The following is a 15,599-nucleotide window of genomic DNA, read 5'->3' as shown; positions in this document are numbered from 1 at the left end:
ACCACAACCAACGGGAACGATTGCATTGAGCATCAGCATCAACGATGTGGCCCGTGCGGCCGGGGTTTCCAAATCAACGGTATCGCGCGCGCTGGCGGGCGGCTCGGTCAGCGAAGAAGTCCGGGCGCGGGTCGCGGCCGCCGTGCAGGCCACGGGCTACCGGCCCAATCTGATGGCGCGCCGGCTGCGCGCGCGCGACGCAGGGCCCATGGGCGTGCTGGTGGCCGACATACGCAACCCGTTTTTCACGGCCCTGATCCGCGCGGTCGAGGCCGAGGCCTATCGCCAGGGCCGGCGCGTGCTGTTGTGCAATACCGACGAAGACCCGCAGCGCGAAGCCATGTACCTGCAGCTCATGCAGGAAGAGCGCATCGCGGGGCTGATCTTTGCGCCCACCCAGGCCAGCCTGCACAAGCTCGAGCGCATGCAGCTGGAGTTTCCCGTTGTCCTGGTGGACCGGGCGGGCGCCCCGGCCTTCCATGACAGCGTGGTGCTGGACAACGCCCAGGCCTGCGCCACCCTGGTCAGGCATCTGGTGGAACAGGGCCGCCGCCGCATTGCAGGCGTCTTCGGCAGCACCAGCAGCACGGCGCGCGAGCGCTGCGACGGCTATCTGGCCGCCATGCGCGATGCAGGCCTGGAGCCCGACTTGCGCCAATTGCCCCCGACCAGCGATGCCGCCGAGGCCGAAGTCACGCAATGGCTGCGCCAGCCGCAGCGGCCCGACGCCTTCGTGGCCAGCAACGGCCTGCTGCTGGAAGGCTGCCTGCGCGCGATACGCGCAGCCGGCCTGCGCATACCTGCCGATGTGGCGCTCGCCGGTTTCGACAACGAGCGCTGGACAGAACTGGTGGCCCCCGCCATCACCGTCATCGAGCAGCCGATCGACGCCATGGGCCGAACGGCCTTCAGCCTGCTGATGGAGCGGCTGCATGCGCCCGAGCTGCCCGTGCGCAAGGTGGTCATGCAGGGGCGCTGCATAGTGCGCGAGTCCACGCAGGCGATTCGCTGAGCGCGGCTTTCGGGGCCGCCTGCCAAGCCCCGCCTCAGGAGGGGGCACATGGACTTTCAATGTTACAAACAGTCGCAAACAACGGACTTGCACCCATAATCGCTCACAATTTTGTCCCGTTGACCTCATGAACCAGCCCCAACATCCCATCGTCCATGGCACGGAAGACGTGCTGATCAGCCTCTGCAACTCCGTCTCGCGCGTGCTCCAGGTGGCCACGCAGTGCCAGATCCAGTATTCGGGCATGGTGCAGCGCATCACCAAGACCAGCCTCAAGCCCGACATCGGCTGCTTTGTCCTGGTGGACGGCGGCTTTTCGGGCCTGGTGATCATCAACTTCTCGGCCGCCGCCGCCATGGAGCTGTACCGCAGCTACATGCTGAGCATGGGCATGGGTGAGGAGGACCTTGCCAGCTCCTACACCTCCGACGATGTCAGCAACGTCATGGGCGAGCTGATGAACCAGGTGGTGGGCGACTTCACCAGCAAGGTCCAGCGCGAGCTTCAGACCTACATCACGCAAAGCCAGCCCAAGATGATCCGCCTGAACAAGCAGGTCAACCTCAGCGTGGATGCCAACCTCGACTCTCCCGAGGCGCGCCGCGTGACCTTCTACACGGGCAACAACAACATCTTCTATCTCGAGCTGGCCATGGACCGCACGGAGTTCATCAAGGTGGTGGATTTCGAACCGCAGGAGCGCCCCGACCCGGACGCCCTCATGGCGCAGGCCAACGCCAGCGCCCCCGCCGCAGCGCCTGAACCGGCCGGCAGCACGGACACCGACGAACTGCTCAAGTCGCTGGGCATGTAGGCCCCGCCTCCCCTGCGGGGGCCAAAACCCTGACGCCTGCGGATGTATCAGGCGGCTCCGGGAAACGATATCGTTGACATGCAGATAATTGGAATACCAACTATTTGAATGCCACGATGTCTTCCCTTCCCGACCAGTCCCCGCCCGCGCAAGCCGATGCCGCTAGCGTGCAGCGGCATTTCATGTTCACGCTGGGCCAGGTCAACAAGCAATGGCGCCGCACGCTGGACAGGCTGCTGGCGCCCATGGGCCTGACCCAGGCGCTATGGATGCCGCTGATGCATCTGGCGCGTTCGCCTGAAGCCATGCGCCAGAAGGATCTGGCCCATTCCCTGGCGCTGGACAGCTCCTCAGTCGTGCGCCTGGTGGACGGCCTGGCCGCCCAGGGCTGGATAGAGCGCGTGGACGACAGCGACCGCCGCGTCAGGAAAATCCAGCTCACGCCAGCCGGCCATGCCCAGGTCGAAGCCGTGCAGGGCCTGCTGCAGCAGGCCCGCGCCCAGGTGCTGGGCGCCGTGCCGCCCGAGGAACTGGGTGCGGCCTATGCCACGCTGCAGCGCCTGCTGGAGGCCATGGCCGCCGAGCCCGCCTGCGACACGGACCTGCCCGACGAGCAGGCTGCCTGAGATGGCGGCCGAGCACTCTTCGCTGCCACCCGCCCAGGACCATGCAGCGGCCAGCCGCAAGGCGCCGCTGTGGCTGCTGGTGGTCGTGACCATCGTCGGCACGCTGGCCATGCACATGTTCCTGCCCGCCCTGCCCGATGCGGCACGCCAGCTCCAGGCCGGTGCCAGCCAGATGCAGCTGACCATCACGGTCTACATCCTGGGCCTGGGCGTGGGCCAGTTGATCTATGGCCCGCTGTCGGACAGCCTGGGGCGCCGCCCCATGCTGCTGGCCGGACTCATCCTCTATGCGCTGGCCAGCCTGGCGGCCTTTCTCGCCCCGTCCGCCCCCTGGCTGATCGGCGCGCGGCTGCTCCAGGCGCTGGGCGGCTGCGCGGGCCTGGCCCTGGGCCGCGCCATTGCGCGCGATTCGAGCACGCCCGAGAACGCCGTGGGCAGCCTGGCGCTGCTCAACCTGATGATGATGATCGGCCCCGGCATCGCGCCGGCCATCGGCTCGGCCATCGACGACGCCCTGGGCTGGCGTGCCATCTTCGGCACGCTGGCCGTGGTCGGCAGCGTGACGGCCTTCGCCATCTGGAAGCTGCTGCCCGAAACCGGCCAGCCCACGGGCCGCCTGCACCTGGGCACCATCCGCGACGACTACCGCAGCCTGCTGCGCTCGCCGGCCTTCGTGGGCTTTGCCGTGGGCGGCGGCTGCGCCACCACGTCCATCTATGCCTTCCTGGCGGCGGCGCCCTTCGTGTTCATCGAGCAGCTGCATTCCACCAAGCATGAGGTGGCCATCTACCTGGGCCTGCTCATGGGCGGCATGGCCGTGGGCAATGCGCTGGCCCGCCAGCTGATACGCCACTGGCCCCTGGAGCGGCTGATGCTCAACGGCAATCTGCTGAGCCTGGCCAGCGCGGCCATGCTGCTGTTGCTGGCCCTGTTCAACCAGCTCACGCCGGCCATCGTGGTGGGGCTGATGGTGCTGTTCGCGCTGGGTTCGGGCCTGACCAGCCCTGCGGCGCTGGCCAGCGCGCTGAGCGTGCATCCGCGCCTCACGGGCTCGGCCGCCGGTGTCTACGGCAGCACGCAAATGGCCGTGGGCGGCCTGTGCACCTTGGGCGCCAGCCTGGGCAGCAACCCGGCGCTGTCGGCCGCGCTGGCCCTGGTCGTGGCGTGCGTGGTGGGGCAGTTGGGCTTTCGCAGCGCTCTGCGCCACGCGCAGCGTGCGCCCGGCTGAGGGCCGCCCCGGCTGAGGGCCACAGTCCCCCAGGCGACGGTCCGGCCACACGCGGGCGCGAGGCGCACAGGCCCTCGATTACATTGGCGCAGCCGTGGCCAGCCGCCACGGCCCACAGGAGACAAAAAACCATGCGCCAACTTTCCTTTTCCATCGTCCTGCGCCAGGCCGCCTTCGGCACGCTGGCGGCCGCCGCGCTGCTGGCCGGCCCGGCCGCCCAGGCCGGCTCCATCGAGGCCGCCGAGTTCAAGAGCGCCACGCTGCAGCGCAGCTGGACCTACAACGTCTACCTGCCCACGGGCTACGACGCCCAGTCCAGGCTGCGCTATCCCGTCATGTACCTGCTGCACGGCAACGACGGCCAGCGCAACGACTGGCCCGTCAAGGGCAATCTGCTGCGCACGGTGGACCAGCTGATCCAGAACGGGGAGATCCCGCCCGCCATCATCGTCATGCCCGACGCGGGAACGACCTGGTACGTGGACCTCAAGGAGCCCATGGAGACGGCCTTCTTCCAGGACCTCGTCCCCCATGTCGAGAAGAAGTACCGCACCCTCACCAGCCGCGATGGCCGCGTCATCGGCGGCCTGTCCATGGGCGGCTACGGCGCGCTGCGCTACGTGCTCAAGTACCCCGAGAAATTCCAGGCCGCCGCCCTGCTCAGCCCCGCCATCTACAACCCCGAGCCGCCCGCCGATTCCTCGGCACGCTCGGTCAAGGTCTTTGCCGAACCCAACACGGGCGGCCAGTACAGCACCACGGTCTGGAAGAGCTACAACTACCCTGTGCTGTGGGACAGCTTTCTGGCCCGCAAGATCAGCGTGCCCATGTACATCAATTCGGGCGACGACGATGAATTCATGATCGAGTCCGACGCCGCCCAGCTCTACGCCCAGCTGCGCAGGAACAAGCAGCCTGCCGAGCTGCGCATCGTCAACGGCAAGCATGAATGGCCGGTCTGGGAAAGCACCATCGGCGACGCGCTCAAGTACGTGTTCCGCACCGTGCGCCGCCCGCAGGCGGACAACTGAGCCAGGCCATGAAGCAAAAAAAGGGGAGCCGGCCGGCTCCCCTTTTTGATGGCATCAGCAGGTCCTACAGATTGCCGACCATCTTGGCAGGGATCACCCAGGCGTCGAACTGTTCGCCGGTCAGGTGGCCGGAAGCCACGGCCGCTTCGCGCAGGCTGGAGCCTTCCTTGTGCGCCTTCTTGGCGATGTAGGCCGCCTTGTCGTAGCCGATGTGCGGGTTCAGCGCCGTCACCAGCATCAGCGAGCGCTGCACCAGCTCGGTGATGCGCTCGCGGTTGGGCTCGATGCCCACGGCGCAGTGGTCGTTGAAGCTCTTCATGCCATCGGCCAGCAGGCGCACGCTCTGCAGGAAGTTGTGCGAAACCATGGGGCGGAACACGTTCAGCTCGAAGTTGCCCGAGGCGCCGCCGAAGTTGATCGCCACGTCGTTGCCGAAGACCTGGGCCGCCAGCATGGTCACGGCTTCGCTCTGCGTGGGGTTGACCTTGCCGGGCATGATGGACGAGCCGGGCTCGTTCTCGGGGATGGAGATCTCGCCCAGGCCGCTGCGCGGGCCGGAGGCCAGCCAGCGCACGTCGTTGGCGATCTTCATCATGCTGGCGGCCAGCGTCTTGAGCGCGCCGTGGGCGTGGACCAGCCCGTCGCACGAGGCCAGGGCCTCGAACTTGCTGGGCGCCGTCACGAACGGGTAGCCGGTGAGCTGGGACAGCTCGGCCGCCACGCCCTCGGCATAGCCCTTGGGTGCATTCAGGCCCGTGCCCACGGCCGTGCCGCCCAGCGCCAGCTCGTACAGGTGCGGTAGCGCGGCGCGCACATGCTTTTCGCCATGGGCCAGCTGGGCCACCCAGCCCGAGATTTCCTGGCCCAGCGTCAGCGGCGTGGCGTCCTGCAGATGGGTGCGGCCGATCTTGACGATGTCGGCATAGGCCTCGCTCTTGGCCTGCAGCGTATTGCGCAGCAGGGCAATGGCGGGCAGCAGCTTTTGCTCGATGGCCGTGACGGCAGCCACGTGCATGGCGGTCGGGAATACGTCGTTGCTCGACTGGCTCTTGTTCACGTCGTCATTGGGGTGGACCAGGCGCGATTCGCCCCGCTCGCCACCGAGGATTTCGCTGGCGCGGTTGGCCAGCACCTCGTTGACGTTCATGTTGGTCTGCGTGCCCGAGCCCGTCTGCCAGACCACCAGCGGGAACTCGTCCGGGTGCTTGCCGGCGATCACCTCGTCGGCGGCAGCCAGGATGGCCCGGGTCTTCTTCTCGTCGAGCAGGCCCAGCTTGTGGTTGACGGTGGCCGAGGCCTTCTTGACCTGGGCCAGCGCGTGGATGATCTCGCGCGGCTGCTGCTCGCCGCTGATGTCGAAGTTCTGCAGCGAACGCTGCGTCTGCGCGCCCCAAAGCTTGTCTGCGGGGACGGCTATGGGTCCGAAAGTGTCTTTTTCCTGGCGGGTCGCGGTCATTGGTGTGGACTCCTTGGTGAAAACAACGCGGCGCAGTTGGCTGGAGGCAGGTCGGCGGGCCGCGCGCTGCGTGGCTCGGGGATGTCTGGCTGGCGGGGCCGCAATGGCAAAAACCCGCCCATGGTAACTCCGCAAATGGGAACCTCTCGCATCCATCCCCCACTGAGGTGTCGCCGAGGCGGGCTTGTCCAGGCAAACCCCTCGACTCTTGTACAAGACTGCACCCCTTGCGTGCACTTTCCGCCGCGCAGCGCCGATAATCGCCCCCGGGATTCCCCTCCCCTGTTCCCCCGATCAAAAAGACACCCCACCGATGACCACCACGATCCGCCAGCAGGACCTGATCGATTCGATCGCAGGCGCCCTGCAGTACATCAGCTACTACCACCCCGCCGACTACATCGCCCACCTGGCCCGCGCCTACGAGCGCGAGCAGAGCCCGGCGGCCAAGGACGCGATGGCCCAGATCCTGACCAACTCCAAGATGTCGGCCACCGGCCACCGCCCGATCTGCCAGGACACCGGCATCGTCAACGTGTTCCTGAAGGTGGGCATGGACGTGCGCTGGGAAGGCTTCACGGGCGGTCTGGAAGACGCCATCAACGAAGGCGTGCGCCGCGGCTACAACCACCCCGACAACACGCTGCGCGCCTCCGTCGTGGCCGATCCGCTGTTCGCGCGCAAGAACACCAAGGACAACACGCCTGCCGTCATCAACGTGCAGATCGTGCCCGGCGACAAGCTGGACGTGACCGTGGCGGCCAAGGGCGGCGGCTCGGAGAACAAGTCCAAGATGATCATGATGAACCCCAGCGACAACCTGGTGGACTGGGTTCTCAAGACCGTTCCGACCATGGGCGCGGGCTGGTGCCCGCCGGGCATGCTGGGCATCGGCATCGGCGGCACCGCCGAGAAGGCCGTGCTGCTGGCCAAGGAAAGCCTGATGGAAGACCTGGACATGTACGAGCTGCAGGCCAAGGCCGCGCGCGGCGAAAAGCTCGACCAGGTCGAGGAACTGCGCCTGGAGCTGTACGAGAAGGTCAACGCCCTGGGCATTGGCGCGCAAGGCCTGGGCGGCCTGGCCACCGTGCTGGACATCAAGATCAAGATGTACCCCACGCATGCGGCCTCCAAGCCCGTGGCCATGATCCCCAACTGCGCGGCCACGCGCCACGCGCACTTCGTGATGGACGGCTCCGGCGCGGTCTACATGGACGCGCCCTCGCTGGACCTGTGGCCCAAGATCGACTGGGAGCCCGACTACAACAAGTCGCGCCGCGTGGACCTCAACGCCCTGACCAAGGAAGAAGTGGCCAGCTGGAAGCCCGGCGACACACTGCTGCTCAACGGCAAGATGCTCACGGGCCGCGATGCCGCCCACAAGCGCATCCAGGACATGCTGGCCAAGGGCGAGAAGCTGCCCGTGGACTTCACCAACCGCGTGATCTACTACGTCGGCCCGGTGGACCCGGTCAAGGACGAAGCCGTGGGCCCCGCAGGCCCGACCACGGCCACCCGCATGGACAAGTTCACCGACATGATGCTGGAGCAGACCGGCCTGATCGCCATGATCGGCAAGGCCGAGCGCGGCCCGGTGGCCATCGAGTCCATCAAGAACCACAAGTCGGCCTACCTGATGGCCGTGGGCGGCGCCGCCTACCTGGTGTCCAAGGCCATCAAGAACGCCAAGGTCGTGGGCTTCGAGGACCTGGGCATGGAAGCCATCTACGAATTCGACGTGGTGGACATGCCCGTGACCGTGGCCGTGGATGCCGGCGGCACCAGCGCCCACATCACCGGCCCTGCCGAATGGCAAAAGCGCATCGCATCCGGCGAGTTCAAGACCATTGAGATTGCCTCGGCCTGACGCCGGCACCAAGCGCAAAGAGGCCGCCTTCGGGCGGTCTTTTCATTGGCGCGGGCATTTGTGACAGACTGCCCGCTGCCTGCAACACTGCCCATTCAACATGACCATCGCGCTCGTCCTCATCGCCCTGCTGGCCGTGACCAGCCTAGCGTGGCGCCTGTCCTCCCGCCGCCATGTCCTGCCCTGCCCGTCCTGGCTGCGCTGGATGGTCGAGCTTGACAACCCCTTCGCGGCCAGCAACAAGGCCGCCTTCATCGTCGGGCAACTGCAGATCCAGCCGGGCATGAAGGTGCTGGACGCGGGCTGCGGCCCGGGCCGCGTCACCCTGCCACTGGCGCGTGCCGTTGGCGCGCCGGGACAGGTGCTGGCCGTGGACCTGCAGCCGGCCATGCTCGAACAGGTGGCGGCCAAGGCGCGCGCGCAGGGGCTGGAGAATGTGCGCACCCAGGCGGCGGCGCTGGGCCAGGGGCAGCTGGCAGCCGAGCAGCACGACCGCGCCGTGATGGCCGCCGTGCTGGGAGAGATCCCGGACCGCCAGGCCGCGCTGGCCGACGTGTTCCAGAGCCTGCGCCCCGGCGGCCTGCTGGCCGTGGCCGAGCTGGTCTTCGACCCGCATTTCCAGCGCCGCACCAGCGTGGAAAAGCTGGCAGGCAAGGCAGGCTTCATCCCCCACTCCTTCCACGGCCATGCGGCCGCCTATCTGCTGGTGCTGCAGCGCCCTCTCCAACTATGACCACCACACATTCTCCTGTAGCGACCCTGCGGACACCGCGCCTGATACTGCGCCAGTGGCAGGCCGGCGACCGGCAGCCCTTTGCCGCGCTGAATGCCGACCCACAGGTCATGGAGCACTTTCCGGCACTGCTCAGCCGTGAACAAAGCGATGCCATGGCAGACAGGATCCAGGCACTGATCGAGGAACGCGGCTGGGGCTTCTGGGCGGCAGAGCACCTTGCCAGTGGCGAGTTCATGGGCTTCATCGGGCTGCACACTCCCGCCGCGTCTTTGCCGTTCTCGCCCTGCGTGGAAATCGGCTGGCGGCTCGCCCGGCCTTTCTGGGGCCAGGGCCTGGCCAGCGAAGGCGCGCGGGCGGCGCTGGCGCACGGCTTCGGCGCGTTGCATCTGGAGTCCATCGTCTCGTTCACCGCGCTATCCAACCTGCGTTCGCAGGCCGTGATGCAGCGCCTGGGCATGGAGCGCGAAGCCCATGACTTCGACCATCCGGAGGTGCCGGCAGGCCATGCGCTGCGCAGGCATTGCCTGTACCGCCTGACACATGCCCAATGGCTGCAGCAGCAAGCCATGGCCCGAGCATGAACGCGCCCGAGCGGGCATACTGGGCGCCGCCTCCAAAAGCCTTAATCCGCATCTCCACATGACCTCCCCGGCCTCTCCCATCGGCGTCTTCGACAGCGGCATCGGCGGCCTCAGCGTGCTGCAGGCGCTGCGCCATGAGCTGCCGCATGAGCGCTTCATCTACCTGGCCGACAGCGGCTATGCACCGTATGGCGATGCACGCGGCGACGCCTTCGTGCAGCAGCGCACGCGCACCATTGCGCGCCACCTGTGCGAGCAGCACCAGATCAAGGTACTGGTGATCGCCTGCAATACGGCCACGGCCGCTGCCGTGGACATGCTGCGCGCTGAAATGCCCGAACTGCCCCTGATCGGTGTGGAGCCCGCCATCAAGCCCGCTTCGCTATCGAGCCAGACCGGCCACGTGGGCGTTATGGCCACGCGCGGCACGGTGAGCAGTGCGCGCTTTGCCCGGTTGGTGGCCGACCATGGCCAGCGCTTGCAATTCCATGTCCAGCCCTGCGACGGTCTGGCCAAGGCCATCGAGGAAAGCACGGAGCAGCCCGTTCCCGCCGACCCCATGGCCACCGAGGTCGCGCGCCTGTGCGCCAGGTATGTGAATGCCCTGGGCAGCTTCGGACAGAAGACGGGCGAGATGGATTCCCTGGTGCTGGGCTGCACCCACTACATATTCGCCCGCGAGCAGTTGCGCACGCTGCTGGGGCCGGACATCCAGTTCATCGACACCGGTGCCCCAGTGGCCCGCCAGACGCGGCGCGTGCTGGACCGCCTGGGCACCCTGGCCAGCGAAACAGGACCCTTGCCCGCGGCGGAGGGCCAGGTCCGGTTGATGACCACGGGATCGCTGCAGGCCCTGCAGTCCGCCGCATCGCGCTGGCTGGATCTGCCCGCGCAATGCTGCTCGTCCGTTCAGGTCGGCGAATCCAGCGCCATCCCCACGGCCGCTTGAATCACGGCTGCGCCTGCCACAGGCGCCGGCCCGAGTGGTCCATCCAGCTCAGGTACAGCCGCAACTCGAACTCCAGCTGGTGGTATTCGGGCTCCATGTGGGTGCACAACTGGTAGAAGGCCTTGTCGTGATCGGGCTCGCGCAGGTGGGCCAGCTCGTGGACGACGATCATGCGCAAAAAAGCCTCGGGCGCTTGCTTGAACAGTGCACCGATGCGGATCTCATGCCGGGCATTGAGGCGGCTTCCCTGCACCACGGTGCGGCGCGTGTGCAGGCCCAGGGCGTTGTGGACCACATGGATGCGGCCGTCGTAGGCCACCTTGTTCAGCGTGCCGGCATTGCGCATGTGCCGGCCCTTGAGGGCATCCACGTAGTCATAGAGGCTCTTGTCCGTGCGCACGGCATGGGCCTCGGGATGCTTGCGCAGCAGCCAGGCCTCGGCCTTGTCATCGGCCAGCCAGCCACGCACCTGTGACTGCAGCGCGGCCGGGTAGGCGGACAGGTAGGGAAGCGGCAGCGCGCCACCGGCCACCTCGCGCCGCTGCTCGCGCTGGCGGCGCACGGTCTCGGTGACTGCTCCGGAATACTTGGGCGTGCTGGCCTGTGCCGCCATGGCTGTACGCTGCGCGGGGCAGCGCCTTGCGCTCAATGCAGGTGGCGGGGGCGGCGGTTGCCGCCGTGGCCCGAACCCGATCCACCCATGCCGCGCGGCGGCTTGCCGATCTCCAGCGAGCTGACCAGGGCGTCGAAGCGCTGGGAGAACAGCTTGTCGATCTCCTGCACCACGCCACCCAGCTCGGAGCCGTCGAAATGGCGCTCCATCAGGTTGACCACGTCCTGCACCAGCAGGTCGCGCTGCACTTGCATGATGGCCGCGGGCGTCGGGCCCACGAAGAGCATGACGAAGTCGTCGCGCGACTCGGCCTCTTCGGACTCCTCTTCCTCGTCGAACTCGGTGTCGTAGAAGGTCACCTCGATGGCAGCGCCCTGCTCGGCCAGCTCGTTGATGCCCATGCACATGTCGTCCAGCGACTGGCGGAAGTCCTCATCGCCGCGCACCGTCCAGCACACCTGGAGCAGGCGCTCCTTGGTATCGAACTGGATGCCGGGCTCTTCTTCGTAGACGCTGCCAGCGCCATCGGCCAGGGAGCGGGCACCCGCATACTTCCACAGCGGGCCCAGCGCTTCCTGCAACTGCTCGTAGGTCGTGTCGGGGCGCAGCAGCACCTGGCCGTGCACGTGGATTTCAAATGGAGCGTTGTAATTCGACATGTTCTCGTCTGGGATGAGTTTGGCCACACCTGTCACGCCGCACCATGTGCCACGATCAATGTCAACGGAACGCATGCAGGCATCGCCATCACTGTCTGCCCGAGCCGCGCCATCCAGGCAAGCAGCCCGGGGCCTGATTAAGGGATTCTCGCACGTAATGCAGCCGGCAAGGACTTGGCGGCGCATGGCCACAATGCGGTGCTGCAAGAGCACGAAGCCAGCAACATGCACTGCGCAGCGCCGCGAAACATTGCGCAACCGCAGCATTCGCCTTAACGCAAAATTGCTACAAAGATTGCAGCATCAGAACGTTGCTGCACATAGCTCATGGTGCCCCGAGCCGGGATCGAACCGGCACGCCCCTGTTCGGAAGCGGCGGATTTTAAGTCCGCAGTGTCTACCAATTTCACCATCGGGGCCCTGCGCCGCAACGTCACAGGCCAACGCAAGCTGCTCATGCCTGCGAACTGCAGCACCAACGAAAAAGGGAAGCGTTACCGCTTCCCTTTTTTCTGAATTGGAGCGGGAAAACGGGTTCGAACCGTCGACCTCAACCTTGGCAAGGTTGCGCTCTACCAACTGAGCTATTCCCGCATATCTGTCAAGCTGTGCGCCTCACAGAGCAGACTTGAATTCTAGCGCAGATTTCCGGCACTCCGGACCAAGTCCGGAAAAAATCCACGTCGAAGCGGATCGATGCCCACCCGCACAGCAGCCCGCTCCATGCCTTCGCTTACTTGCCGTCGATGCGGTCCTGCATGCGCTTGGCGCGCTGTTCAGACGGGGGGTGAGAGCTCAGGATGGAGCTGCCGCCACTGCCACCGCTGAGCTTGGCCAGCTTCTGGAACGATGTGACCAGGCCCTGGCGACTCATCTTCTTTTCCGTGAGCAGGTCAAAGGAATAGTCATCAGCCGCCGACTCCTGGGACTGGGAGAACTGGGCGTTGATGAACTTCTCACCCAGATCTCCGGCCTGCGAGCGCGACAGCGAGGCCAGCGCCGAATTGCCGCTATTGGCTGCAATCGAGCGCGCAGCCGATGCCGCATAGGCCGTTTGCATGCGCTTCTTGCTATGACCCAGCGCCACATGCCCGATCTCATGGCCAATCACGCCACGCAATTCATCGTCGTTCATCAGATCCATCAGGCCGCTGTAGACGCGAATGCAGCCATTGGCCATGGCCCAGGCATTCACGTCCTGCGTCATATAGACCTTGTAGACGGCTTTTTTCCCATTGACGGCCTGCGGCATGCTGGCAATGACCTTGTTCAGCCGCACCGTATACTTGCTCTTGGCATCGGCCACCTTGTTCTGCGCATCCATGGCAGCGCAGGAGTCGTTGGACAGCGTGACCACATCGTCATCCGTGAGCGTCATGGCCTTCATGGCCGTGGAGCCTGAATCCAGCAGCCCGCCCACATCAGCGGACTCCATGGTTTTACAACCCGCCAGCACCACGCCGCTGGCAACAATCGCCGTCAATAGCTTGATCTTCATAATCCCTCCCGATGAATGAAGCGCGCATCATATCCACGACCGGCCAATTGAATCCACTGCCAATGGCAAGCCATTTGCACTTTTTTGCAATTTTCCAATCAACTTCCAATAAGCATGCTCGCGGCGAGGATCCAGGCAGAACAATTGGAAACAAAATAATTCACCGAACTGGCAATGAATTACAGAATGGAATTCTCTTCATGTCACAGAAGAACAAGCCCTGAACCACTCGCAGAGTGCCGAAGCTTTAGAGAGAGGGAGAGATGGAGCTTGACCGGGCACGGGGCTGGCTCGAACCAGACAGCAAGGACAAGCAATGATCCTGACGCAGAAAAAGAAAAAGGCCCCGAAGGGCCTTTTGAACTGTTTTCTCAATGAATTTTTGGAGGCGCGAACCAGAGTCGAACTGGTCTAACCGGATTTGCAATCCAAGCAACATCTTAAAAATCAACAGGTTACAACGCAACCAGCCGAAACCCGCCTCAGATGGGCCTTACGCCTTGCCGACGCTGGGCGAGGTAGGCACGCAGGCGCTCATCGAAGGACTGCACCAGGGCAGTCGCCCAGGCACCCTGCCCTTCATGCGGAGGCTCGGACACCAGCAGCACCCGGTCGGCGCGAGCCTGAGGGCCGTCGCCGATGCGCATGACTTTCACCCGCAGGCGCTGGCCGACCTGGGCGGCAGCGGCGATCACGCTGGCGGTGAAGACTTCGCGCCGGGCCGTTTCCGGCTCCCGGCTCAGGGAGCACCAGTGGGCATAGGCCTGGTATGCCTGAGCAGCAAGGCACGTCTGATATGGCAAGCCGTCGATACCGCCCGCCATCCACTCCTGCCAGAAGCGGGCCGCGCTCGCATGCTGGCGCGCTGGTGCGACGCTGGTGTGCGCCTCCAGCGCGCGCAGATGGTCGTCGGCGTTAAGCATGGCGAGCACGTCCATGCCCGTCTGGGCCTGGGTGACGGCATTGGCCCGCCGCAGCGCCTGTGACAGCGGCAGGCCCGCGCTGCGGGCACTTCGCAGCACGGCGCGGAAGACGCGGTCCGCCGCCACATGGAAGTCGGCCATGTGACTGAGGTACGGCAGCGGCTGCACACAAGCGCCCAGCGCGCCAGGCGCCTGCGGATCGACGTAGCTGCCGGTTTTGCGGATGCTGGGCAGGACTTCCTCGAACACCCAGCGCTCGAACCGCTCAGCCGCAGGCAACTTGCTGCCCACGATCAGGCGCAGCATGTCGGGCTCGCTGATGATGCGCACGTCCTGCATGCCGCCTGCCGTTTGAAGGGGGCGCCGTTTTGGCGCCCCCTTGCAGTGATCGCGCACGGCTTTGTTCGCGTCAGCGTATCCCAGAACTTCGGCAACATCCTTGCCGACGAACCAAGGCTCGCCGGACTCCATCACCACGCGCACCGCCTGGCTGTCGAAAGCGAAGACATTCATATCAGCCATCGCGTGCCTCCGCCTTGCGCAGGGTGACCAAGCCAACCATGGTCGCCTCGATTCCCATGCGGTCACCATCGTTGAGATGGTTGAAGTCCTGGCGACTGACCTTCAAGAAAGGCCACGCACCACGGCCAGTGGGCCAGGGGTGAGATACGGGGATGGGTTTGTTGAGCCTTGCAGCCTCTCGAGCCTCATGCTCGCGCTGCTTGCGAAGAAAGCGCCCCTTCCAGATGCTGATGACATTCTTGGGCGGGCGGCCAGGGCCACGCTTGGGGTTGACCACGGGCGCAGCGGCAGCGCCGGGCAAGGGAATGATCTGCGCAGAAGTGCGCACAGATGCGGGTTGGGCCATAGCGGGCCTCCAAAGGTTCCGGTTTTGCAACAACCGTCGCCCTTGTCGCCAAACAAGGGCGGTGGCTCGATGGGTTGGCGAACCGGGGAACCTCGCGGAAACCGGCAGGCCCTTGCGGACCTCCCACCGAGCCACCAAAACTGTGGAGGCGTAAATAGAGAGAGCCACAGAACTGTGCGGGTTCATGCGGCTCTTGCCGCGACATTCCAGATGGGTCGCCAAACCCAGCCGCGCTTACGGGCGCGACGTACGCAGTGTACCTGCTATCTTTCGTATCGTGCACAAAACGGAGGGAAGGCTATGGGAACGTTCTGGTTTCTACTGCTTGCGGCAGGCGTCGCGGTTGCTGTGCTGGTGGTCTCACTCGCACTTGCGCAAGCGCGCGAGCGGCATAAGCAGGAAATGAGGGATCTGGTTCGGGGTCGCAAGCCCTCGCATCCGCTGGCTCCATTAGAAGACAACGGGAAGGCAGAAGCGGCAGCTACTCCAGCACGACGTGCATACCCTCCCCTTTCAAATGCGAGCCCACTAGCGCCTGTCGATGAGTCCATGGCAACCAGGGCAGAACAACTGCATCTGGAACTTCTCGCCGATGTGGATGCAGCCAATCGAGTCCCAGGGACAAGGTCACGAAAACCTGGGCCATGTACGCTACGGATTGACTATGTGGATGCTGATGGTGTGATGACGAAGCGCAACGTGAGCCCGTACAAGTCAGGCCATACCAACGAGAAGATG

At 65.4% G+C, this 15,599-nt stretch carries 15 protein-coding genes and 2 tRNA genes; 9 read left to right on the top strand and 8 right to left on the bottom strand.

Translation table 11 applies throughout. The features are described from left to right. Positions 1-25 precede the first annotated feature (25 nt). From ACF8O7_RS03375 to ACF8O7_RS03355, 5 genes are all read left to right on the top strand, one after another. Positions 26-1,012 carry a LacI family DNA-binding transcriptional regulator gene (locus ACF8O7_RS03375; protein WP_016453093.1) on the top strand — a complete coding sequence of 329 codons (987 nt, stop codon included), beginning with the start codon at positions 26-28 and terminating at the stop codon, positions 1,010-1,012. Positions 1,013-1,139: 127 nt separating this feature from the next. Further along, entirely contained in the window at positions 1,140-1,826 is a 687-nt protein-coding gene (locus ACF8O7_RS03370; RefSeq protein WP_016445168.1) for a DUF3334 family protein, read from the top strand. A gap of 116 nt (positions 1,827-1,942) precedes the next feature. Next, positions 1,943-2,452, top strand: coding sequence for a MarR family winged helix-turn-helix transcriptional regulator (locus tag ACF8O7_RS03365; protein WP_016453094.1), 510 nt, complete (start codon positions 1,943-1,945; stop codon positions 2,450-2,452). A gap of 1 nt (position 2,453) precedes the next feature. Further along, entirely contained in the window at positions 2,454-3,680 is a 1,227-nt protein-coding gene (locus ACF8O7_RS03360; RefSeq protein WP_016445166.1) for a multidrug effflux MFS transporter, read from the top strand. 131 nt (positions 3,681-3,811) lie between these two features. Further along, the gene (locus ACF8O7_RS03355; protein ID WP_043789617.1) at positions 3,812-4,711 is read left to right on the top strand and encodes an alpha/beta hydrolase family protein; all 900 of its coding nucleotides are present in this window, start codon (positions 3,812-3,814) and stop codon (positions 4,709-4,711) included. Between the two features lie 64 nt (positions 4,712-4,775). On the opposite strand, the gene fumC is transcribed toward ACF8O7_RS03355, so the two are convergent. After that, complete coding sequence (fumC, locus tag ACF8O7_RS03350; protein ID WP_016445164.1) at positions 4,776-6,167, bottom strand: class II fumarate hydratase; 1,392 nt, start codon at positions 6,165-6,167, stop codon at positions 4,776-4,778. A 313-nt stretch (positions 6,168-6,480) separates the two neighbouring features. Between fumC and ACF8O7_RS03345 the strand changes: the two genes are divergently transcribed. The 4 genes from ACF8O7_RS03345 to murI all read left to right on the top strand — a co-directional run bounded on the left by ACF8O7_RS03345 (position 6,481) and on the right by murI (position 10,300). Beyond that, the gene (locus tag ACF8O7_RS03345; RefSeq protein ID WP_013803260.1) at positions 6,481-8,034 is read left to right on the top strand and encodes a fumarate hydratase; all 1,554 of its coding nucleotides are present in this window, start codon (positions 6,481-6,483) and stop codon (positions 8,032-8,034) included. Positions 8,035-8,134: 100 nt separating this feature from the next. Continuing rightward, complete coding sequence (locus ACF8O7_RS03340; protein ID WP_126311845.1) at positions 8,135-8,767, top strand: class I SAM-dependent methyltransferase; 633 nt, start codon at positions 8,135-8,137, stop codon at positions 8,765-8,767. Then, positions 8,764-9,351, top strand: a complete 588-nt coding sequence (locus tag ACF8O7_RS03335) for a GNAT family N-acetyltransferase (RefSeq protein ID WP_126311846.1) — start codon at positions 8,764-8,766, stop codon at positions 9,349-9,351. Before ACF8O7_RS03340 ends, ACF8O7_RS03335 begins: the two co-directional genes overlap by 4 nt. A 58-nt stretch (positions 9,352-9,409) precedes the next feature. Continuing rightward, positions 9,410-10,300: a glutamate racemase gene (gene murI, locus ACF8O7_RS03330; protein ID WP_061287684.1), complete on the top strand. Its 891-nt coding sequence runs from the start codon at positions 9,410-9,412 to the stop codon at positions 10,298-10,300. A 1-nt stretch (position 10,301) separates the two neighbouring features. Here the strand turns inward: murI and ACF8O7_RS03325 are convergent, their stop codons facing one another. From ACF8O7_RS03325 to ACF8O7_RS03295, 7 genes are all read right to left on the bottom strand, one after another. After that, a complete protein-coding gene (locus ACF8O7_RS03325) occupies positions 10,302-10,913 on the bottom strand; it encodes a M48 family metallopeptidase (RefSeq protein WP_126311847.1) in 612 nt (203 codons plus the stop codon). Between the two features lie 32 nt (positions 10,914-10,945). Beyond that, positions 10,946-11,572, bottom strand: a complete 627-nt coding sequence (locus ACF8O7_RS03320; protein ID WP_013803265.1) for a DUF6806 family protein — start codon at positions 11,570-11,572, stop codon at positions 10,946-10,948. A gap of 328 nt (positions 11,573-11,900) precedes the next feature. After that, positions 11,901-11,991 (bottom strand) — tRNA-Leu (locus ACF8O7_RS03315). Between the two features lie 99 nt (positions 11,992-12,090). Further along, positions 12,091-12,166: transfer RNA gene (locus ACF8O7_RS03310), tRNA-Gly, on the bottom strand. Positions 12,167-12,305: 139 nt separating this feature from the next. After that, positions 12,306-13,070 carry a M48 family metalloprotease gene (locus ACF8O7_RS03305; RefSeq protein ID WP_016445158.1) on the bottom strand — a complete coding sequence of 255 codons (765 nt, stop codon included), beginning with the start codon at positions 13,068-13,070 and terminating at the stop codon, positions 12,306-12,308. 482 nt (positions 13,071-13,552) lie between these two features. Beyond that, positions 13,553-14,515, bottom strand: coding sequence for a Bro-N domain-containing protein (locus tag ACF8O7_RS03300; protein WP_392442347.1), 963 nt, complete (start codon positions 14,513-14,515; stop codon positions 13,553-13,555). Next, complete coding sequence (locus ACF8O7_RS03295) at positions 14,508-14,792, bottom strand: hypothetical protein (RefSeq protein ID WP_392442344.1); 285 nt, start codon at positions 14,790-14,792, stop codon at positions 14,508-14,510. The genes ACF8O7_RS03300 and ACF8O7_RS03295 overlap by 8 nt, the downstream gene beginning before the upstream one ends. Between the last annotated feature and the right edge of the window lie 807 nt (positions 14,793-15,599).

This window comes from Delftia sp. WSY_16 (genome assembly GCF_043104415.1).
GTDB classification, from domain to species: Bacteria; Pseudomonadota; Gammaproteobacteria; order Burkholderiales; family Burkholderiaceae_C; genus Comamonas; species Comamonas tsuruhatensis.
Note: the sequence above shows the minus strand (reverse complement) of the source record. Positions and strands in the feature narration are given on the sequence as shown.